This window comes from Pseudoalteromonas sp. APC 3694, from assembly GCF_030407565.1.
In the GTDB taxonomy this organism is placed as follows: Bacteria; Pseudomonadota; Gammaproteobacteria; order Enterobacterales; family Alteromonadaceae; genus Pseudoalteromonas; species Pseudoalteromonas tetraodonis.
Genome location: NZ_JASDDE010000001.1, coordinates 1 through 21635, shown reverse-complemented (window position 1 = coordinate 21635; position 21635 = coordinate 1). Strand labels below are relative to the sequence as shown.

24 protein-coding genes are annotated in these 21635 nt (G+C 39.3%); 11 read left to right on the top strand and 13 right to left on the bottom strand.

Going from position 1 to position 21635, the window contains the following annotated elements; genetic code table 11:
• Window positions 1–143: 143 nt before the first annotated feature.
• Window positions 144–623, bottom strand: coding sequence for an SsrA-binding protein SmpB (smpB, locus tag QMA00_RS00120; protein WP_013465526.1), 480 nt, complete (start codon window positions 621–623; stop codon window positions 144–146).
• 148 nt (window positions 624–771) lie between these two features.
• Here smpB and QMA00_RS00115 point away from each other — a divergent pair, with 148 nt between their 5' ends.
• Window positions 772–1212: a type II toxin-antitoxin system RatA family toxin gene (locus QMA00_RS00115; protein WP_013465525.1), complete on the top strand. Its 441-nt coding sequence runs from the start codon at window positions 772–774 to the stop codon at window positions 1210–1212.
• Window positions 1209–1532: an RnfH family protein gene (locus QMA00_RS00110; protein ID WP_036981810.1), complete on the top strand. Its 324-nt coding sequence runs from the start codon at window positions 1209–1211 to the stop codon at window positions 1530–1532. Before QMA00_RS00115 ends, QMA00_RS00110 begins: the two co-directional genes overlap by 4 nt.
• Window positions 1533–1582: 50 nt before the next feature.
• On the opposite strand, the gene bamE is transcribed toward QMA00_RS00110, so the two are convergent.
• Window positions 1583–1942, bottom strand: a complete 360-nt coding sequence (bamE, locus tag QMA00_RS00105) for an outer membrane protein assembly factor BamE (RefSeq protein ID WP_013465523.1) — start codon at window positions 1940–1942, stop codon at window positions 1583–1585.
• Window positions 1943–2048: 106 nt separating this feature from the next.
• On the opposite strand from bamE, the gene QMA00_RS00100 reads away from it, so the two are divergent.
• Window positions 2049–2390, top strand: a complete 342-nt coding sequence (locus QMA00_RS00100) for a GIY-YIG nuclease family protein (protein ID WP_290155383.1) — start codon at window positions 2049–2051, stop codon at window positions 2388–2390.
• 342 nt (window positions 2391–2732) lie between these two features.
• Here the strand turns inward: QMA00_RS00100 and QMA00_RS00095 are convergent, their stop codons facing one another.
• From QMA00_RS00095 to ilvC, 4 genes are all read right to left on the bottom strand, one after another.
• Entirely contained in the window at window positions 2733–2921 is a 189-nt protein-coding gene (locus QMA00_RS00095) for a hypothetical protein (protein WP_248473646.1), read from the bottom strand.
• Window positions 2922–2926: 5 nt separating this feature from the next.
• Window positions 2927–3526 carry a hypothetical protein gene (locus tag QMA00_RS00090; protein WP_290155381.1) on the bottom strand — a complete coding sequence of 200 codons (600 nt, stop codon included), beginning with the start codon at window positions 3524–3526 and terminating at the stop codon, window positions 2927–2929.
• Between the two features lie 76 nt (window positions 3527–3602).
• Complete coding sequence (locus QMA00_RS00085) at window positions 3603–5522, bottom strand: methyl-accepting chemotaxis protein (protein WP_290155379.1); 1920 nt, start codon at window positions 5520–5522, stop codon at window positions 3603–3605.
• A gap of 155 nt (window positions 5523–5677) precedes the next feature.
• Window positions 5678–7150, bottom strand: coding sequence for a ketol-acid reductoisomerase (ilvC, locus tag QMA00_RS00080; RefSeq protein WP_036981816.1), 1473 nt, complete (start codon window positions 7148–7150; stop codon window positions 5678–5680).
• 137 nt (window positions 7151–7287) lie between these two features.
• Between ilvC and ilvY the strand changes: the two genes are divergently transcribed.
• From ilvY to QMA00_RS00050, 6 genes are all read left to right on the top strand, one after another.
• A complete protein-coding gene (ilvY, locus tag QMA00_RS00075) occupies window positions 7288–8193 on the top strand; it encodes an HTH-type transcriptional activator IlvY (RefSeq protein WP_214551922.1) in 906 nt (301 codons plus the stop codon).
• A 90-nt stretch (window positions 8194–8283) separates the two neighbouring features.
• Window positions 8284–9330: a GGDEF domain-containing protein gene (locus QMA00_RS00070; protein WP_013465517.1), complete on the top strand. Its 1047-nt coding sequence runs from the start codon at window positions 8284–8286 to the stop codon at window positions 9328–9330.
• 111 nt (window positions 9331–9441) lie between these two features.
• On the top strand, window positions 9442–10281 hold the full coding sequence (locus tag QMA00_RS00065) for a MipA/OmpV family protein (protein WP_290155377.1): 840 nt from the start codon (window positions 9442–9444) through the stop codon (window positions 10279–10281).
• 13 nt (window positions 10282–10294) lie between these two features.
• Window positions 10295–10660, top strand: a complete 366-nt coding sequence (locus tag QMA00_RS00060) for a DUF3019 domain-containing protein (RefSeq protein WP_028834008.1) — start codon at window positions 10295–10297, stop codon at window positions 10658–10660.
• Window positions 10661–10674: 14 nt separating this feature from the next.
• Window positions 10675–11367, top strand: coding sequence for a response regulator (locus QMA00_RS00055; RefSeq protein ID WP_013465514.1), 693 nt, complete (start codon window positions 10675–10677; stop codon window positions 11365–11367).
• 26 nt (window positions 11368–11393) lie between these two features.
• Window positions 11394–12629 (top strand): ATP-binding protein, encoded by a 1236-nt coding sequence (locus tag QMA00_RS00050; RefSeq protein WP_290155374.1) that lies wholly within the window; start codon window positions 11394–11396, stop codon window positions 12627–12629.
• A 107-nt stretch (window positions 12630–12736) separates the two neighbouring features.
• On the opposite strand, the gene QMA00_RS00045 is transcribed toward QMA00_RS00050, so the two are convergent.
• Both QMA00_RS00045 and QMA00_RS00040 read right to left on the bottom strand, forming a co-directional pair.
• A complete protein-coding gene (locus tag QMA00_RS00045; protein WP_036981828.1) occupies window positions 12737–12958 on the bottom strand; it encodes a DUF3820 family protein in 222 nt (73 codons plus the stop codon).
• 287 nt (window positions 12959–13245) lie between these two features.
• On the bottom strand, window positions 13246–14817 hold the full coding sequence (locus QMA00_RS00040) for a cation:proton antiporter family protein (RefSeq protein WP_290155372.1): 1572 nt from the start codon (window positions 14815–14817) through the stop codon (window positions 13246–13248).
• A 309-nt stretch (window positions 14818–15126) separates the two neighbouring features.
• Between QMA00_RS00040 and QMA00_RS00035 the strand changes: the two genes are divergently transcribed.
• A complete protein-coding gene (locus tag QMA00_RS00035; protein ID WP_076920592.1) occupies window positions 15127–15870 on the top strand; it encodes a sporulation protein in 744 nt (247 codons plus the stop codon).
• 49 nt (window positions 15871–15919) lie between these two features.
• Entirely contained in the window at window positions 15920–16363 is a 444-nt protein-coding gene (locus QMA00_RS00030; RefSeq protein ID WP_058155075.1) for a GNAT family N-acetyltransferase, read from the top strand.
• 253 nt (window positions 16364–16616) lie between these two features.
• On the opposite strand, the gene QMA00_RS00025 is transcribed toward QMA00_RS00030, so the two are convergent.
• The 5 genes from QMA00_RS00025 to QMA00_RS00005 form a co-directional block, all read right to left on the bottom strand.
• Window positions 16617–17972 (bottom strand): sodium-dependent transporter, encoded by a 1356-nt coding sequence (locus QMA00_RS00025; RefSeq protein ID WP_076920591.1) that lies wholly within the window; start codon window positions 17970–17972, stop codon window positions 16617–16619.
• A gap of 204 nt (window positions 17973–18176) precedes the next feature.
• Window positions 18177–19466, bottom strand: a complete 1290-nt coding sequence (locus QMA00_RS00020) for an ATP-binding protein (RefSeq protein ID WP_076920590.1) — start codon at window positions 19464–19466, stop codon at window positions 18177–18179.
• Between the two features lie 86 nt (window positions 19467–19552).
• Window positions 19553–20257: a response regulator transcription factor gene (locus tag QMA00_RS00015; protein ID WP_076920589.1), complete on the bottom strand. Its 705-nt coding sequence runs from the start codon at window positions 20255–20257 to the stop codon at window positions 19553–19555.
• 57 nt (window positions 20258–20314) lie between these two features.
• Window positions 20315–20701: a DUF3019 domain-containing protein gene (locus tag QMA00_RS00010; protein WP_016899250.1), complete on the bottom strand. Its 387-nt coding sequence runs from the start codon at window positions 20699–20701 to the stop codon at window positions 20315–20317.
• Complete coding sequence (locus QMA00_RS00005; RefSeq protein WP_076920588.1) at window positions 20691–21548, bottom strand: MipA/OmpV family protein; 858 nt, start codon at window positions 21546–21548, stop codon at window positions 20691–20693. The genes QMA00_RS00010 and QMA00_RS00005 overlap by 11 nt, the downstream gene beginning before the upstream one ends.
• Window positions 21549–21635: the final 87 nt, after the last annotated feature.

Genomic DNA, 21635 nt, shown 5'->3' with positions numbered 1-21635 from the left:
GATAGGATGCTCGCTATTTGGCGCTGTAACGTGATTTAGTTATTATTGATAAACAAAACGCCGAGCGACTTTAATTTGTAATAATTTGTATTTTCCTAAAAATTTAACAAAAAAAAGCCTAACATGATGTTAGGCGTTTTTATTTAAACTTTATGTTTCATTAAGCGTTCTTTTTCACGGGACCAATCTTTATTTTTACCGTCTTCACGTTTGTCATGCATTTTCTTACCTTTCGCTAAATGGAATTCAAGCTTTACCCAGCATTTTTTCCAATACATAGCTGTGGCAATTAATGAATAACCATCACGCTCGGTTGCACCAACCAAACGGTCAAGTTCACGTCTGCTTAGTAATAATTTACGATAACGCAGCGGGTCGCAAATAACATGGGTTGATGCACTATTTAAAGGCTGGATTGTACTGCCTAATAAAAACGCTTCACCGTTTTTAAGATGAATATAAGTTTCAGAGATATTTACTTTACCTGCTCGGATACTTTTTACTTCCCAGCCTTGGAGTTCAATACCTGCTTCAAACTTGTCGTGTAAAAAATACTCGTGTCGCGCTTTTTTATTTAGCGCGATGGTATTACTTGTCGATTTTGATGAATTTTTCTTAGCCATAGTGCCCTATAATATACGTTATACGAGATGTTTTACATCGATTTTTTTAAATTATACATGCAAAAGCGAAGGATTCATTTAAGCGCGATGAAAGTTTGGGGAAACGCACAAAGCTTGCTAAAATTCCTGCACACAGTTGGGAGTGAGTATGCCACAAATAGAAAAAAGTGCGCTGGTTATGTACAGCACTAAAGAGATGTTTGATCTAGTCAATGATGTAGAAGCTTATTCGCAGTTTTTACCTAATTGTTCAGACTCAAAAATTATTAAGCAGCATGATAATAACATGACCGCCAGTTTAGAAATATCTAAAGCCGGCATAAAAAAATGGTTTACCACTGAAAATACGCTAATTGATGAGCAAACGGTGATGCTTCGCTTAGTTGATGGGCCTTTTAAAACCTTACAAGGTCGTTGGCATTTTCAGCAATTAGATGCACATGCGTGCAAAGTACATTTACAGCTAGACTTTGAATTTTCTAGTAAGTTAATAGAGCTTGCGTTTGGTAAAATTTTTAATGATGTGGCTAAAAATATGGTGAGTGCCTTTACTCAACGTGCAAAAGCGGTATATGGAGAGCGTGCATGATCAATATTGAAATTGTATTTGCGTTGCCAACGAAAGCAACCACGTTAAATATAGAAGTATTCCAAGGTACCACCGCAGAGCAAGCAGTGATTCAATCAGGTATTATTAAGAAGTGCCCTGAGATTGATGCAACCGCTTTAACTTTAGGTGTATGGAACAGAACGGTAAAGCTTAATCATGAGCTTAAAGACGGCGATAGAGTTGAAATTTACCGCCCATTAATTGCCGACCCTAAAGATGCCCGCAGAAAGCGCGCCGAAAAAGCCAAAGAAGAGGGCCGCGCAAATAAAGTAACTGGTGGCCGACCGTTAGAACGCTAGATACAAAAAAGGTGAGCCATGCTCACCTTTTTAAATTAAACCCAAATGGCTTATTGCTCTAAAGGGGTTGTAAAGTTTTCTGGTTGCTCATAGTCACCAGATACCGTTACCAACTTTTCATTTTCAAAGTTTAATACTAATGATTTATATTGTTCATTAGCGCGCCCTTTATTAAAGCTGTAAACGTAACGCCAAGTATTTTTATCGAAGGCGTCTTCGGCAATCGGTCTGCCTAGTACATAAATTACTTGCTCGCGAGTCATATTAACGCGAAGCTTATCAACGTCTGATTGTTCTAAAAAGTTACCTTGAGGGATGTTGATTCTGTACACCCAGCTAGAACAACCTGCGGCTGAACTAAGCGTTAAAGCGACAATAAGCCAAAGAGAAAAAGTTTTTAACGACTGCATTGTTAGTTGTGATCCTTATTTTTTATAATCTGCATGATACCGATTAGTCACTCAAGGTAAAACCCTTTTGAGTAATTGTTTTTGTTTAGCGCGTTAAGGCGAGGTTTTGACCATTAATAATCAAAAAAGTTTAAACGATGAGTTGTGCAATAGTAAAAGTAAACCGGCTGTTTGGTCACTGTATATTGTGCAAACACGGTTTGGTCATTGGTATACCGGCATTACAGTTGATGTAGCGCGTCGTTTAGCAACGCACCAAGCGGGTAAAGGGGCAAAAAACCTCAAAGGGAAAGGACCGCTGGTGCTCATTCATCAGCAACAAGTTGGGACTAAAAGCGACGCAAGTAAATTAGAATATGCGATTAAAAAACTTCCACGGGCAAAAAAAGAGGCTTACGTTGCTGCTTTTAAGGAGGGACTGAATACCTCAGGGTTTGTCAAAAGCTGATTAATAAATGCCTCAATTAGCAATACCGCTTCTTGATAAAGAGTAGTGTTAATATTTTCGAGCGTATTTTTTGCTGTTTTGGTCGCAACAATATTTACGCCTTGCGCCTTAGAAAACAGCCCTGATGGATAAGTAAAAGGTTGTTCAATAACCGTTAGTTGATGCTCTTTAAAGCGTGCTTTTAAATATTCTCTGGTGAGTAAAGCCGAGTGACTATTCGTTTTTCTGCCTGCTAATTTAGAGCTGGTTAGCGTTGTTAAATCAGTGAATAACTGCGGCTCAATCGGCTTTGAGAGTCCACTCCAACTTATAAAAAATACAATGCAGGTTAAACTAAATAATTTAATAATGATTCGCCTTAACGATAAGTGATTTTAATGCGATGAGTTTATTATCATAGCGTTGTTTGTCATGTGTAAAGTCTGCTTTTTTTCTGGCTTTACGCAAATGAAATTCCGCCCTAGCTATATTATTTAACTCAAAGTAACTTCGCGCCAGTCCAAAGTGGCTTTCATGTAAGGTTGGTGACATGGCGGTTACCCTTTTTTTGAAAGCAATGAGGTTGCAAAACGGGCTTGTCGGCTATTGGGGTCAAAATCAATAATTAAACGCTTATTACGCTGATAAACAAGTGAGCTGTCTTTGAGTTTCGTTTTATTGTCTATAGCAAGGTTGATATGCCCAGTGAGTAAATTAAACCCCTGATTTAGTGACCAATACTCCGCAATGTGTACTTTTTGAAAGCGGGCCTTAAGGCCTAAATGTTTGGCCAAGCTATACGCTAAAATAGAGAGTGAAAGACAATTGGCGTTTAAGTTTTGATAGATCTGAGATGCGGTTTGTGTCGTGGTGGATTGATAAGATAAAGCGCTATCGCCATTTGTGAGTAAAAAACTAAGTAGGCTATACGCTATTTCATCAACTGATTTACTCGATTGTACGTAAGCATTTAATTGCTGTTTGAGGTCGTCGTCGAGTTGAAATATTTGTTGCTCAGACTCTACAAGCTGCTGTTGTAATTGCATGGGAGGAGTAATAGTGGGGATTGGCACACTTATATTGGCGTTATCTGTGGTGCTACAAGCACACAGAGCCATCAGAATCAGTAAATAATGTTTACCTTGGAGAGCATTCATATACACCTCTGTACAAAAAACACTTAAGTATAGTGGTTATTTTGTACAGAGGTTATTTTTTAATGTAACACTCTATTTAACGTTGCTGATTAAACGTAGCAACGAGTGCATCAAGTGTTTGTGCGCTGGTGGCTAAATCACGAATTGCTTGCTCGGTATTGATTTGTTCACTCATTGATTTATCACTGATCTCACTTATTTGCTCAATACTACGACCCACATCATTTACAACGCTATTTTGCTGTTCTGTAGCGGTGGCAATTAGAGTTGCCATATCGTTAATTTCATTGGCTGTTTCAGTAATGTTATTAAGTAACTCAACCGAGTTTTGCATTGCGCTAACGCTTTGTTGGGCTTTATTTTTTGATTGGCTGATATCATTTACAACATCATCTGAAATTTGAGTGAGCTCTTCAATCATAGATTGAATTTCAGTGGTTGATTGCGACGTACGATTTGCAAGTGCTCTTACTTCATCAGCAACGACAGCAAAGCCTCGTCCATGTTCACCAGCTCGGGCAGACTCAATAGCTGCATTAAGTGCCAATAAGTTGGTTTGTTCAGATATACCTCTAATTGAATCCACAATACTAGCGATATCAATAGTCTTTTTAGAAAGTAAAGCAACTTGCTCGGTTATGCCGTCAATGTCGCTGGCAAGGGCTGAGATTGTCGTTTGGCTTTGTAACACTTGTTGATGGCTTTGCTTGGTGTTATCGCGGCTATCGTTGGTTAACTTAGCTGCATTGGCAGCACTTTGCGCTATTTCTTGCACTGTAGCGCCCATTTCATTAATGGCTGCTGCAACTGAAATAGTTTGCTCTTTTTGCTTATCAAGGGCTAAGGAGTTTTGCTTGGCTTGCGCAAATACATGATCTGAGCTGTGGCGAATTCCATGGCTTTCATTGGCTACTTGCACAATAGCGGTTTCTATTTTTTCAATAAATTGATTAAAGCCGGTGGTTAAATTATTTAGCTCAGGTTGGGGAGATGTTGGTAAGCGATAGGCTAAGTTTGCATCGCCACGCCCTAAACGCGAAAATAGCTCAGCCATTGTTGATAACGGTGAAGCTAAAGAGCGAGCTAATAAGTAACTGATCACGCTTGCGATTAGCGCAGTGATGATAGTGAAGGTGAATATTTGCCACTCTAGGGTATTTACACTAGAAAACACTTCGCTTTTTGGGACTTGAGCTAATACAAATAAGTCAGTGTTTTTAATCGGTGTAGCTGCAATGAGTGTGGCTTGCCCGTTGATATTTACTTCCTCTAAAGCGAAGCCATTTTTATCAAGTAATTTGTTATGAATATTAGCGCTGTAAATACTATCTATATTCACCTTAGCGACTTTGTCTGCATCTTTATGTAACTGTATTAAGCCGTTTTTATCGGCAATAAACACAAACCCTGATTGCTCAATTTTAAATTGTTGTAGCAGCTTTTGCATATCTGTAATGCTTTTTGCTAAGCCTGCCAAGCCTAAACCATTAGGCTGTTGGTGGTTAACAAACATTTTTACATCGTTTTCAGACTCTTGATAAATACTAATTGAGTAAGGTTGCTTTGATTGAGTAAAAGCAAAAAACCAGCCATCTGCGGCATCATTTTTTAAAACACGTAAAAAGCCATCTTGGTTCCAATATTGTGCGGTGTTTTTATTCGCCCACGAAGCCGTGGCAAGATCGTATTGATCAACCAAGCGATTGAGCTCTTTAAGTAATAGCGTGTCGTTGTTGTTGCCAGTATTTGCCCAATTTAAAATAAAGGTATTGGCCGAAAGTTGCTTTGCTGCCCCAAGAAGTTCATTGATCTCGCCACCAATATGATTACTTATTGTTTGTAATTTACTTGGCAGTTCTGATTCGATCATGCGTTGCTCAATAATATTCTTTGAGTTATGCAAAGACGTCAAACCAATTAATACAGCAACACAAATAGCAATAATGCTTCCAAGCGCTGTTATTTTTTGAGTAATAGAGAGATTTTGTATCGTCATGATAATGCTTATATTTACAACTGAGGCAATGAGAGGAATTATTTTAGCACATTATTTATTTTCAGCTATTGATGATTAATTTGCACTTAAAAAAGCCCACAGCAAAATGCAAGTGGGCTTGGTTTCTAACAAGTGAGAGTTTTAGGACCCTTGGGTTAAACTATTTTTTTCATTGCAGACATGTAGCCGCGTAATTTTGCGCCTACTTTCTCAACAGGGTGCTCACGTAGAGCCGTATTTATTTGAATTAAAGTTTGGTTATCAACTTGATTACTTTGCTCATTTAAGCCCTTACCAATAACATCAGTATCAATACCTTGCATAAATTCTTGTAGAAGCGGCAAACAGGCATGGTTATATAAATAGCAGCCGTACTCAGCGGTATCTGAAATAGTGCGGTTCATTTCAAATAACTTTTTGCGTGCAATAGTATTGGCTATCAGCGGCGTTTCATGCAGTGACTCATAATAGGCAGATTCTGCAATAATACCGGCCGCTGTCATGGTTTCAAATGCCAGTTCTACACCTGCTTTTACCATTGCCACCATTAAAATACCGTGGTCAAAAAATTCTTGCTCAGCAATTTCTACATCGCCTGCAGGGGTTTTTTCAAAATGAGTTTCTGCAGTTTCAGCACGCCATTTTAGTAAGTTAGCGTCATCATTTGCCCAGTCTTCCATCATTACACGTGAAAATGTGCCATCGATAATGTCATCTTGGTGTTTGTTATAAAGAGGACGCATAATCACTTTAAGCTCTTCACTTAGCTCAAACGCTTTAACCTTTGCAGGGTTTGATAAGCGGTCAAGCATGTTTGTCACACCGCCATATTTAAGTGCTTCTGTGATCACTTCCCAGCCATATTGAATAAGTTTTGAGGCGTAACCGGCATCAATTCCTTTTTCAATCATTTTGTCAAAACATAAAATAGAGCCAGTTTGTAGCATGCCACATAAAATGGTTTGCTCGCCCATCAGATCAGATTTCACTTCAGCGATAAATGATGATTTAAGTACCCCCGCGCGATGACCACCTGTACCTACTGCATAGGCTTTTGCTTGTGCCAAGCCATGGCCCTGAGGATCATTCTCTGGGTGAACCGCAATTAATGTAGGTACGCCAAAGCCGCGTTTATACTCTTCACGTACTTCTGACCCCGGGCATTTTGGTGCAACCATAATAACGGTAATGTCTTCACGAACTTGCATGCCTTCTTCAACAATATTAAAGCCATGTGAATAGGCAAGGGTTGAGCCGTGTTTCATTAATGGCATGATGGCATTAACAACTGCAGTATGTTGTTTATCAGGTGTTAAGTTAAGTACTACATCGGCTGTTGGGATTAACTCTTCATATGTACCCACTTTAAAACCATTGTCAGATGCATTTAAGAATGACTGACGACGCTCAGCAATGGCCGAATCACGTAGTGTATAGGCTACATCTAAACCAGAATCACGTAAGTTTAAGCCTTGATTTAGGCCCTGTGCGCCACAGCCTACAATTACCAATTTTTTACCTTTAAGTGCAGCAACACCGTCGTTAAATTCGTCTGCGCCCATAAATTCACATTGTGCCAATTGCGCTAATTGTTCGCGTAAAGGTAAGCTATTAAAATAATTTGCCATGATAAGTTTCCTATTAATTCAGTTTGTTAGATGCATTGCTTTTGCCTTGCTTGGAATAACAATATGGAAAATCTTTTCTTGCGTAAAATGATATATTTGAATTAAAGTGTTTCATAATATGAAATACTGGTGTTGTTATGGATCATAAGCATTTAAATTACTTTTTGGCGTTGGCAAAAACGCTTCATTTCTCTCGTGCCAGTGAGTTATGCCACATAAGTGCGCCCACTTTAAGTCGTAATATAAAGCAGTTAGAAGATGAAGTAGGGGTGATGTTATTCCAGCGTGATAATCGCAGTGTAAAGCTTACCCGCGAAGGCGTTGCATTTAAGGAGTATGCCAGTGCTACGCTTAATAATTGGCAGCGCTTTAAGGCTAATTTAAGCGAACCGCAACAACATATTTATGGCAATGTGAGCCTTTATTGCTCCGTTACTGCATCCTACAGTTTTTTGCATCATATTTTAGAGCAACTGAGAGCTCAGCATCAGCATATTGAAATTACCTTAAATACGGGCGATCCCGCCTTGGCTATTAACCGAGTGTTAGATGGACATGAATCTATGGCCATTGCAGCCAGACCCAGTAAATTACCTGCACAAATTGCATTTGTAGATATTGGCTACTCGCCATTGGTATTAATTGCACCCACTATTCAATGTCCGATCACAGAAAAATTAGCCACTAGTAGCGAAACTATTGATTGGTCTGAGCTTGAATTTATTGTTGCTGAACAAGGATTTTCAAGACAAAGGTTGGAGCAGTGGTGGCGAAAAAATAATGTACAAGGAAAAATTTACGCGCAAGTGGCAGGGCATGAAGCTATGGTATCTATGGTGAGTTTAGGGTTAGGCGTGGCCATGATCCCAAAAATTGTACTCGATAATAGTCCGCTTAACGATAAGGTTCAGGTTTTAGAGTATAAAGGCGAGCCACCACAAGGGTTTAAAATTGGTTTGGCTGTATTACATAAAGAACTAAACGACCCTGCTATTAGTGCGCTTTGGAATATTGCACAAAATATGGGGGAAAACATAATATAGGCTTGCTGGATGATAAAAAACTGTTAATATAAACCGCTGGTATTTATGTGTTTATTAACATCTTTTTTGTGATGTCTAAGAGTTTTAATTATGGATAATACGGTTTCACTTGCTCATTCTGCCCAGTGTTTAAAAAAAGCCATTCCGTTGATGGTTAAATACAAAATGCCTGTAACGCCAATAAATTATGCTATTTGGTACTGTTATGTACAGGGCGACAACCCACAACTAAACACAGAGCTTGATAAAGTCATCTCTTTGCACAATACGTGTTCAGCTCAAACCGCCCAAGAAATTTTTAATAAGCATATTAATGACGAAGAGCTTGCATTTTTTCAACAAATGTCTGAAAGGTTTCATGGCACCGTAGAGCAAATGCAGTTTGATCTTAGTGACTCCATTCAATATTCGAAAAGCTTTACTACCTCGTTAGTTGATTCACAAAATGAATTAAAAACGCTCTCTAGTATTAACTCATTTAATGAGATCCTTTCTTGCGTTGAGCGCCTAACTGACGAATCAATTGCGATGCAAGATTACGCCCGTGGATTCCAAACCAAATTAGCGCAAGCGTACAACGAAATTAAAGATTTAAAAGAAGCGCTTAGCGTGACCCAAGAAGCGGTTGATAAAGATTCCTTAACCGGATTATTTAATCGCGGTAAGTTTGACACAGACATTGTTGAGTTTTGTTTAAACGCCTCTTCACAAAATGAACACGGTAAATTAGCGGTGTTGATTATGTTCGATATTGATCATTTTAAACGTTTTAATGACGATTTTGGCCATCAAAAAGGCGATGAGGTACTCAAGCTAGTCGCTCAAAAAGTGCAAAATAGTGTACAAGAGCAATACAGAGCTTATCGTTTTGGTGGTGAAGAATTTTGTATTACGGGTTACTTTGAAAGCATTAATGATGCGATGGCATTTTGTAATCAGCTTCGTTTGAGCATTGCCAAATTGACGATTCGTAAAAAAGAAGACAGTAATAATAAACGTAATATTTCAGCCAGTTTCGGCATTGCTTTAATGGAACCTTTTAGTAAGAGCTGTTTATTAGTTGAAAAGGCAGATAGAGCACTTTATTTAGCTAAAACCCATGGTCGTAATCGGGTCGAAATAGCGGCCGATATGTAAACGTGTTCTGTTTGTATCAAATTTGTTAATGATTGTAACTCTCTAGAGCTTGTGTTCATACTACTTGCTACTATAGGGTCAAAGCCACTTTATAAACTAGCGATTAACTTCATGCGGTTCCATCTGAGAATAAACATATGCCTGTTATTAGTGCTATTAAGCACTAATGCGATTGCTCAGAAGCAGCAACATATATCCACTGATGAGCTTAATCTTAGTGTGAGTGTTGGTGCTGGGGTGATCACAAATCCTCTGTATGGTGCAGATAACATCCCCTTAGTTGTTATTCCGCAAGTGGCCTATTATGGTCAAAATTGGTTTTTTGATAATGGCCGTCTTGGTTATTCTTTTTTACAAAGCAAACAACATAACGTTAGTTTTGTGTCAGAAATTAACCCTGAGTCACGCTTTTTTATTGATTGGCATCCACAAAATATTTTCCCCTTTAAAACAACCGCTGAGAACGAGATATTAGAATCGCTACACACTGATTCACCGCGTCGAGTAAACATAAATAATATACAAAAAAGACGAGTCGCACTTGATGCCGGTATAAGCTATTTTTTTGTAAAGCAGCAGCAAGTATTTTCTGCGCAATTATTGCATGATGTAAACAGTGTTTATAATGGCTACAGAGGATCGTTGCAATGGCAATATCACCATGAGTTTAAGCAATTAACGTTAAAGTCGACGTTAGGCGTTAATTACAAATCAGCCCAACTAAATAACTACTTTTATGGTTTAAATAGCGCTGAATCTATTCACGGTGAAATAGAAGTTGGTAGTAGTTGGCAACCTTATGCTAAAATCGACGCCCGTTGGCCTGTAGATGGAGTCAACGCGCTTCGTTTTCATTTAGCCTATTATGATTATTCAGCAATGGATAGCAGCCCGCTTTTTGAACATAACTATTCAATGACCGCCTTTATAGGATTCGAACATACATTTTAATATGAAGTGTTTTATGTTGGTTGTGCTTGCAGCTTCATTTTTTAGCAACGCTAGCGTTGCAAAAGCCTCTTCACTTAACGTATCACCCAAAGTCTGTGTGGTTTCCGAACAACAAGAATTTTGTGATCTTGAGTTAAAATTTAAGTGGCAACTGTCAGCCGCTAGCGATGTGTGTTTATACCAACAAGATACACAATTGCAATGCTGGCAAGGTGTCAAAAAAGGCCAACTTAGTTATAAAGCGCGTGTTCAGGTGGAGACCATATACTCCCTGATTAATCCCCATACAGGTGTATCGTTAGCGAGTGTGCAAATAGAAGTGCAAACCGCATACGCTAAGAAAAAACATCGGCTACGCTCACCTTGGAGCTTTTTTTAATTTAGGAGCAGTAAATGCCAAAGATATTACTTGTTGAAGATGATTTAGGGTTGCAACAATTAACCAAAGACTATCTTGAGCATAATGGCTTAGAAGTTGACGTTTTAGAACGCGGTGACGAAGTGTTCCCTTATCTTAGTGAAAACCACGTCGACTTGATCATTTTAGATGTAATGTTGCCAGGAAAAGATGGCTTTAGCGTATGTCGACAAGTACGTGACAAATACACTCTCCCTATCTTAATGCTAACAGCAAAGGGTGAAGACTTTGATCAAGTCATAGGCTTAGAACTCGGGGCTGACGACTACGTTATAAAACCGGCAGAGCCGCGTGTACTTCTTGCTCGAATTAGTGCATTGCTTCGCCGTGGACAGCCAAGTGTTAAAGCGATTGAAGAACTTCAATTTGGTGATTTATCAATAGATAAAACCAGCCGCATTGTAAAGCTAAGCGGTGTTGAAATTGTCCTGACTTCTCATGAATTTGAATTGCTGTGGTTATTGGCTTCAAATGCTGGTGAAGTGCTCAGTCGAGAGCATGTCCATCAACATATGATAGGGCGTGAGTACGACGGGTTAGACCGCACGGTGGATGTTCGTGTATCACGTATTCGTAAAAAGCTCGGTGATAACAGTGATAAACCATACCGTATTAAAACGGTGTGGGGGCAAGGCTATTTATTTGTATCAGATGCGTGGGATATGTAATAAATGCAAGGTATTAGGCTAGGTTAATGGGAAAGCTATTTATAAGCCTTTACGTGTATATTATTGCCTCTTTGTTTATTGTTAGTGGTGTTATAGAGCAGTTTTGGCCCTATGATGAATCTCAGCATAGTGTATTGTTAGATGACGAATTTGGGCAGTCTTTATGGCTGCTTTCGCAAACCCCAGATGGGCTTGAGCAGCTTAAACATAATTTTGATAGCCAAGTCATTGCCCAGCAAGATCTGGTGCTCCCACCAGAACAGCAAGCACAACTATTTCAAAACCATTACCTTTATTTATATGATAAACAGCAGCGTATCGTTTGGTATGTAACGCTAAATAATTCACAATTGCTACAAGTAGGCCCTGTAGGTGTTAAACACAGCAGCTCAGGGACTGTGTTACCGTATTTACTGGTGTTGTTTATTATAAGTTTACCAATAGGTTTGTGGAGCTTTTTGTTGTGGCGAGACTTTGCAAAGCTGAGTCATGCATGCGAGGCAGTGGGCGGCTCGCAAGATTTTCAATTAAGCGATGGCTCAAAGTCATTCTTCTTACCCATCACCGATACATTGCAAGTAATGCAGCAACGTATTGAGTTTTTACTGAGTGCTCAGCAAGAGCTCACCTCTTCTGTATCTCATGAATTTAGAACGCCATTAGCGCGGTTGAAGTTTGCTATTGCAATACTCGAGGATAAAACTCATGATACCAAAGCACAGCAATATTTATCTGACATGCAAATGGATATTCATGAACTTGAGTCCTTGGTATCTGAAATGTTGGAATACGCCCGTTTAGACACACAGCAACCTAGTTTACAATTAGCGCCTTGTGATATCGTTGCATTAATTAAAACTAATATTGAAAAAGTAAACTTTGATACCCGTATTAAACTAACAACAACGCTCCCCACTCAATTTATTTACTCATGCGATAGTCATTTTATGTCGCGGGTGCTGCAAAACTTAATCAGTAATGCACTTAAACATGCCTCGAAAAGTGTACATATTAGTTTAAGTACTGCCGATGAAAAGTTACTGCTAGTGGTTGAAGATGATGGCCCTGGTATTGCCTTCTCTGAGCGCGAAAAAGTATTTAAGCCGTTTACGCGCTTAGATAAAAGTCGTGATAAAAAAACCGGAGGGTTTGGGCTAGGGCTGGCGATAGTAAGTAAAATTGTGTCATGGCATAAAGGGCAGTGCGCAATTGAAGACTCAACACTTGGTGGGGCTAAGTTTATTATTACGCTCGACAACTAAATCCCACACAATAAAAAAGCGCCTTAAAGGCGCTTTTTTGCGGTTTAAAACCAAAAAATCAACAAGTAGCAAATAGATAGACAGGCCACTTATAGAAAAGTTCTATTTTATTTACTATTTTTTTCTAATAATGGCATCAACATTTGCTCTAAACCATTAAGCTTCACTTCGTACATCATTGCAAGTTGAGAGCCGAGCTTGCTATCAGGAAAGCCTTGCTGTTTAAACCACACTAAATAATGCTCAGGCAGCAAAAGTAAGGGACGTCCCGCATATTTACCAAACGGCATAATGGTATTAATAGCGACTTTAAGTTGTTGAGGATCCATTATTGACATCTTTTATGAATTGAGGTGCTAAGTGTAAGGGATAATAAAGAATTAAAATAGGCTGTAACGGGCAAGTAACAGCCTATTGATAGAGGGAGTAGGCCCTCTAATTTGAGAATCTTATTGGTTAATTAAAAGCAAGGGGTCCAGTTGTGTATATTTTATTTAAATACACACTTAGGTATTAGCTTTACTAAACCAACACTGACATTTTACCTTATATTTAAACCAATAAAATACGCAGATGTAAAGGAATGTAAATGCAATCTATTTGCATCTAAACCCTATTAAGGAAACAGGGTTTGCTTTACATGCTCTGCAAAACCGCTACCTGCTTCTAAGTAAAAGTTGTAAGTAGAGTCTATTCCCATCTCTTCTAATTCTTTTTGCTGATCGGGGTAGTTGGCAATCGCCGTTACTTGTCCTTTATAACCCGATGCTTGTAATTGCTCTAAGGCAAAAATATTTTGCATGTGCTTAGGCATAGTTAGCATTACCATTTCAACGTGGGAGTGGTTAACACGTTGCCAAAAATCAGGATCGGTGGCATCGGCAATTAATACTCGGCGACCTCGCTTTACATGCTTATCAACTACCTCAGGCTTAATATCAATACCTGCAACAACATCCGGATGAGTTGCGTTTATTGTTTCATAGGCACCTGTGCCAATTCTACCCATACCAAAAATAACAATTTTTGTGTCATTTAAGTTTACTGGGAGCTCTTCAGCTAAGCGGGTTTTGCTTTCAAACTTTAATAAAAAGCGTTCAATTTTAACGTATAGCTCGTTAGAGCGTTTATTTAAAGGAGAAGCAATTACAAAGGTGATCGACACCGCAATCGCAATAACAGCAAGCCACTCAGAGGTAACCATGCCGGTAGACGCGGCAACTGCACACACAATCAAACCAAATTCGCTAAAGTTAGCTAGGCTAAATGCTGTTAACAAAGAGGTACGCGCACGAAGTTTAAATAGGTTGGTTAGTATGTAATAAAGCAGGGTTTTAATTGGAATAATTAATACCAGCACTAAAGCGACGACTAAGGAGTGGGCAGTAAGCTCTGCACTTAAACCAATACTTAGGAAAAAGCCAACTAGCAATATATCTTTTAGGCTAAGCAGCGATTTAGACAGCTCACCTGCTTTTTTGTGAGGGGCGAACATCATGCCAATGATCAATGCGCCTAAATCGCCTTTTAATCCTGCGAATTCAAAGGCATTGTACCCAGCTACCAATGCAAAGAAAAAGCCAAATAGCGGCAGTAACTCACCGTGTTTAGAGCGGTTTAAAACCCAGTACATAATTGGGCGAAACAAAGGTAGTGCAACAATTAACCCTAAAGCCCAAATGTTCGGTACTTTACCTGTACTGACCGCTAAGAATATGACTGCAAATATATCTTGCATAACCAAAATACCAATGGCGATTTTACCGTGCAAACTTGCCATTTCACCGCGTTCTTCAAGTACTTTTACAGCAAATACCGTACTCGAAAAGCTTAAAGCAAAGCCGACTAACAATGCACTTTGCCAGCTTAAATCGACAAATAATGGCAGTGCAAAAACACCCAGTAGTAGCATAAAGCCACTAAATAAAGCGCTGCTTAGAATAATATGTAAGGTGGCCGGTGCCCAGACTTGAGGTTTTATTAAATTTGAAATTTTAAGCTTGAGGCCAATACTAAAAAGTAGCAGTGTAACCCCTAAAGATGCAATTGTTTCCAGCAGTTCCGTGCTTTTATAACCCGCTAAATTAAGAATAAATCCAGCCATAAGAAAGCCGATAAGTGGCGGCAATTTTAGCTGGTATATACCAAAACCGCAGACGAAGGCGGTAGCAAAATAAATTAGTTCCATAGTTATTAATACCACTTTTTTAGGCACTGTAGTGTAGCGAAAAACAATGCTTATTGACAATTAATCTACTTATTTAACGCAGTTAGTTACGTGATAGTGAGTATTTATCAAATGATTGCTACTGTCAGTTTATGCAGAGGTAAAGTAGCTTCAATGTATAAAAAATGCACATATATGGCTAGTTTTATGGTAAACAGCATGTAAATAGCAGTTTTTCGCTGACAAGAGCTTTTAAATGTGGTTAAGATGCCATAACGAAGGAGTTTAAGCGTAAGCAAACATTAGAGTTGCTTAGCTTAAGGAGAAAATATGTTTAAAAAGATTTTAGCATCGGTAGGCATTGGTGCCGCCAAAGTAGATACTATTTTAGAGACCGAGCATCTTCAGCCAGGGCAATTATTTAACGCGCAAATTGTAATTACTGCAGGCGATGTGAGCCAAGAAATTACCGGTTTAGACTTAATGTTAGTTACTCGTGTAAAAGTGGCGAGTGAAGACGGTGATTATTTCACTAATCATGTGATTGACCAGTGGCGCATTACCGATATTGGTATTATTGAGCCCGGTGAAGTAAGAACTATTCCGTTTGAAGCCCGTTTACACTCAGAAACGCCTATAACCGAAATTAATGCAGGTTATAACCAATCTTATGTATGGTTAGAAACAGGCCTTGATATCGACCTTGCGTTTGATCCAACAGATAAAGACCATTTACACATTTATCCTAATGAAGCGGTTAAAACCTGTATGCAAGCAATGGAGAAGCTAGGATTTAATTTAGTTAAAGCAGATGTAGAGCAAGGCCATTTACGTGCTTCTACTTTTCAATCTGTGTCGGGATGTTATCAAGAGCTTGAGTATCAGCCTAATAGCCGCAGTTTGTTTGGCATAAAAGAAATTGAGTTGTCGTTTATTCCTGAAGCGCACAAAACCCATGTATTGATTGAATTAGACAGGGCATTTAGAAGTGATGGCTATGTTGATTTAACCATAGAGCATGACCATGTTAATTTATCGCAGTTATGTGATCAGCTAGAACGGTTATTTGCTTAACAAAGTGATAGGGGCTTTAAGCAGCCCCTGTAATAAAAAAGGTGTTTAAATGGCGTTTAAATGTGAGCCATTCTCTGCGCTCGACTCCCAAACCCTATTTTCAATCATGCGTGAACGTGTCGATGTATTCGTTGTAGAACAAGCATGTCCTTACCCCGAACTTGATGATCACGATATCGCAGACTCTACACGTCATGTCTATTTACTTGATGGGCTATCGGTGCATGCCTATGCCCGTTGTTATGAAAAAGATGCTCAGTACAGTGCGATAGGGCGTGTATTGGTTGCTCAATCACAGCGAAGTTCTGGATTAGGCAAACAGTTAGTCAATGAAGCAATAGCTTGCTGTAAGGCGCAATGGCCGACTCGCGATATTTATATTGGCGCACAAACCTACCTACTGAACTTTTATCGCTCATTCGGTTTTGAATGTGTTGGTGATGAATATATAGAAGATGGCATACCCCATCAGGATATGATTTTAAAGCAGTAATATTGCTCCACTAAAAAGGCCCACTGATGTGAGCCTTTTTTATGCATCTTTTAACTAGCTTACCTGAACTCTGGTTAAGAGATTTACTAACATATTGAATCATCGTTATATTTAATTTTATTTTCTCTAGCCAGAGGTTTTCAGTGAAAACAAGGCGAATTTACGCGTCAATAGCTGGCCTATTGCAAGTAAATTCAACGCAGTTAGCGCTGAAAACAGCTGCTTGAGATAAGTTTATTATCCGGAGCTCAGGTTAGCTTAGTAGGGAGTGCAAAAACACTAAACTAATCGCAATAGGGCATACAAACTTGGTATACCAAGGCCATATTTTCCAAAATAACGTATTATGCACATCAGGGTTACCTTGCTGAATCGCTTTAAGTAGTGACGATCTGTACCAGATCCAACCTACAAATATACAGCACATAAGCCCTAATAAAGGTTGTGCAACTTTGGTTGTTAGGGTGATCACTAAGCCAAATAAAGTGCCTAGGTTACACACTATAATAATGCTCACTATGGCAATTAAAGCGCCTATTAGCCATGTTGCTTGAACACGTTTCATCGCAAAGCGCTCTACCGTGTACGACACTGGCGCTTCTAGCATGGAAATAGATGAAGTTAGTGCGGCAATACTCATCAATGAAAAAAAAGCAAAACCAACAAATAAACCTACACCACCCATGCCATCAAATAAGGCAGGCAATACTTGAAATACGAGAGTATCTTCAGAGAGAAGTTTACCTGTAGTTGCAGAGAATATTTCAACACCTTGCGCTTGTGCCACGTACATAGCAGGGATGATCAATAAACCCGCTACAAACGCTATAAACACATCAATTAAGGTTACATACGCGCCAAGGGAAACAAGGTTTTCTTTTTTACTGATATATGAGCCATATATAATCATCACACTGGTGCCCAGTGACAATGAAAAGAAAGCTTGGCCTAAGGCACTCACTAACAATGTAGGGTCAAAAATAGAAGAAAAATCAGGGACTAAGTAAGCTTTTAACCCCTCAACAGCGCCTTCTTGAGTCATCACGTAGGCGATTAGGGCAAACAAAATACCAAGCAGAGCGGGCATTAAGCGTTTAGACCATTTTTCAATGCCGTTTTCTACACCGCGGCTGATAATAGCAACAGTTAAAATAATAAATAAAACAGTGAAAAGAATATTACGAGTAAGCGATTGCTCACTTAACCATAAAGAGGCGGCATCAGCGCCGACCAATGTGGTTACCGGTTCTAAAGTGGCACTTAACATCCAACCGGCAACAATGGCATAAAAACTTAAAATAAATCCAGCACATAAAATACCACCAAAACCGACAGCAAAGGCAAATTGCTTTTGCCATGGTCGCGTGGTTAATTTAGTTAATGAAGAGACCGCATTAGCTTGCCCATGGCGACCTATCATCAATTCTGCCATTAAAGCGGGGTAAGCTAAAAAGAAAGCCAGCACTAAATACGCGACTAAAAATGCAGCGCCCCCATTACTTGCTGTTTGAGTCGGAAAACCCCAAATATTACCCAAGCCAACAGCTGATCCTGCCGCAGCCATTATAAAACCAAAGCGGGAGCTAAACTCACCTCTTACTGCACTCATGTTATTCTGCTTCTCTATTTTTTCGACGCCGTGACAATCTACTGGAATTGTAATTAAATAAAAAGTGCTTATTTGTCTCTGTTGCACAATTATTGCGTTTTATTTAGCTGTATAAATAACACGTGCGTATTTTGATTATAAATAGCACAATTTTTTTAATTATATTTCGTTTATCAGCTGTATTGAGCATCTTTGCATTGTTGATTAATGTTCAAACTGAGCGATAGTTAATGTGAAACAGGCGCCTGAGAGTCGTTCACTTTTACTCACTTTTACGGTGCCATGATGCCAATCGGCAACTTTGGCGACGATTGCTAACCCCAAGCCATAACTATTATCACTGCGATTACGGTGGCTGCGTTCACGAAAAAATGGGCTAAATACTTTATGATTATTTTCTTGAGCAATGCCTGGTCCGTCGTCGGCGATGTTCACCACCAGAAAACGTTCTTGTACTGAAGCGGTTACTCGAATGCTGTGATTTGCAAAGTCGCAGGCATTATTAATTAAGTTGGTGATTGCTCTTGCCAGCCAATGTAAGTCAGCATAAACGGTATGATCATCACATTCTAAAGAAATATTAAGCGAGCGAGAGGTTATTCTAGGCTCAAGTTGCAATACAATATCACTTAGGTATTGTTTAAGGTTTGCTGATGAGTAAGTAAGCTTATTCGCATTTTGCTCTAAAGTAGCAAACGTTAAATAGCTTTTTAGCATTGACTCCATATGGTCTAAGTCGGTTTCCATGCGAGTTAAATAATGCTTTATTTTACTCTCGTCATGACTATCAAGAGCGGCGTCGACACCAAAGCGTAAGCAAGCAATTGGAGTTCTAATATCATGCGATAAGCTGGAGGCCATTAGCTTGTTTTCAGCAACTAGCTTTTCAATTTGACTCGCCATACGGTTAAAGGTCAGTTCCACATCTTTTATATAGGTAAATCGAGAAGGGGTAATACGCGCTTTAACATTACCAGATGCAAATTGCTTTGCTGCTTCGTTTAACACCGTAAGGCGCTTTGCTAAAGGGGTAATAATAAAACCCATAAAAACACATAAGCCAGTGTAAAATAATAGCGTTAAAATAATATCGTTTCGTTGTGTGGCCTCATAGGGTTTATCTAAACGCATGGTTAAATGATAAGGACTTAACTCATCATTTGTGTAGAGCATATAAAAGCCTTGCTCGTCTTCGAGTATTAATCCGCCTTGGGTTTGCATTTTATCTAATAGCGCTAAGGGCAGTGCCAGCGACTGATTTAATTTGTAGTTAAGTATAAGGTCAAAGTCAGCGGCGAGCTTTGTTACTTGTTGTGGGCGAGCATCGGGTTTTAGTGTCGTGAGCTGTTTACTTAACCCGACAATAATCTGGCTTTGAACGCTAAACTCATCCAAAGGCGCATGCGCTTGTTGGCTAAATGCATCAATAAGCCAACCTAAAACAATAATTGAAAGCAGCGCACTGCCTAGTAGTGAAATATAAAACTTTTTCATTGATGCTATTCCATAATAGGCTGGGTGTATTGAAGTGACTTTTATTACTATCGCACTAATTATTTTAAGCACTCAGGCATTAAAACTTACCACGCTGTAGTCACAAACAAATAACCACGTCCCCAAATGGTTTTAATTTTTTCTGGTTTTTGTGGGTCATCATTAAACTTTTTACGCAAGGCAGAAATAAGCACATCAACGCTTCTATCTAGGCCATCATATTCCCTGCCTTTGGTTGCTTTAAACACCGCATCGCGGGAAACAACTTGTCCTGCATTACTGGCTAAGTAATGCAGTAATAAATACTCTGCGCTTGAAATGTTCACATCCTGTTGGTTAAGGGAAACGTTGCGTGACTCGGTATTAATACTTAATTGACCGATATTGATCATATTTGCTTGATCATCGGTTTTAGGCGTGTCGCAACTATAGCGCAAGGCCGATTTAATGCGTGCAAGCAATGCGCGAGGGCGTACTGGTTTTATTATATAATCGGTAGCACCGACTTCGAGCCCGATGACTTCATCCATTTCTTCATCGCGGGCAGTAAGCATTATAATTGGGGCATGATAAAAGCTACGTAGCTCACGACATACACTAATACCATCAAGCCCTGGCAGCATAATGTCGAGTAAAATAAGTTGTGGGTTTAAACGTTTTACTTGGCTTATTACCTCATCACCTCGATGACATACGTGTACAACATAGCCTTGCTCTGTTAAATACTCAGTGACCCATTGTGCAAGAGAAATATCATCTTCAACCAGTAAAATAGTACCGTAATTATCCATAAGCTTTCTTCGCATACCTAAATGATGTTTAGCTATCATAATGTTTATAGTGTGTGACTAAAATAACCGCCAACGCCGCTTTTTTTGCCTATTTTGATACACCCATTGTAATTTTACTTCTGTGACGGCAATGACTTGTGATGTATTACTGTCAAATAGTTCAAACGAAATACTTTGCGTTGAGTCAAAGGCATAATTAAACGAACCTTGTCGCTGTTTAAGCCAGCACTGCATAATGTACTTTGAGGTGGCATCGCGTAGACAATAATTCCCCACTTCTACTTGTTGCCATGACAAAACAACATCGGCGTAACAGTGACGTCCTTCACGTAAGGCCACACAGGTATCAGGTACTGCACTCAATTGAGCGGGTATTTGCACTGGGGCTGCCAGCAAAGAGCCTGAATAACTAAACAATAAACAGTAAAAAAATCTAAAGTACATAACGCACGCCTACCTTGGCTTTGTGTTGATATCCTTGGGAAATAATTGGGCTGTCATCAATTTCTTTTGAAAACCACGTCGTTAACCAGCCTGCTAAAAAGACCCAATCTTGGTTAATGGGATATTCAGCATGAAATTCAAACATAATACTGGTACTGGCATTGGTTTGATAAATAGGGCGAGTTGCGTTTGCTTCATCGCTATCAATACCAAAATAATAGTTTGTAAAATCTGCAGAGTAGGCACTTAGGCCAATACCAGAGCGAAACTCCCAATTACGCCAAGGCTGAATATGACTAAAAAATACGTTTGCCACCCAGCCATTATGAGCACCAGATATGTCATGTAAGTATTCAAGGGAAATTTGTGAGTTTTCAAATCGACGTGTTAATCGAAGGCCGGTATCAAAATCATAGTTACGTTTTTTGATACCGCGCAGTGGCTCAATAATGCCATCGTTATAAATACCTAAGCCTTGTTCGTCAAACCCGGCTTGGGAATTAGTGCCTAATAAATCAAGGCCCCAATCGTATTTGTTAATTAAGCTATAGCCTAAAACAAGTCCACCGCTGAGTTGATTATGATCAAAATCAAGGTAAAAATTATCGTAAGAAACCGCAAGGCTTAAATCTAACTCGGCGCCAACATCATAAGAATTCATCCCCACCAAATAAGAATCTTCTATGTAATAACCAGCTCCTGCACTCCAGTCCCAGGCAAACCCTGTAGTGGGTTCCAATGTGTTATCGGCATAGTAACGATTACTGGCGTTGCTTTGGGCACTAAAAATAGCGGCAACTAATAAAGCCGCACAACCAAAAGACTGTTTAAGAGAAGTATACGTCATCCTTGGAACCTTAATTAGAGTTTGCTAAAGAGGCTAGGGTCTGTTGACCTTTGCGGATTAAAATTTGTTCAAACTAGGGGCGGTTTA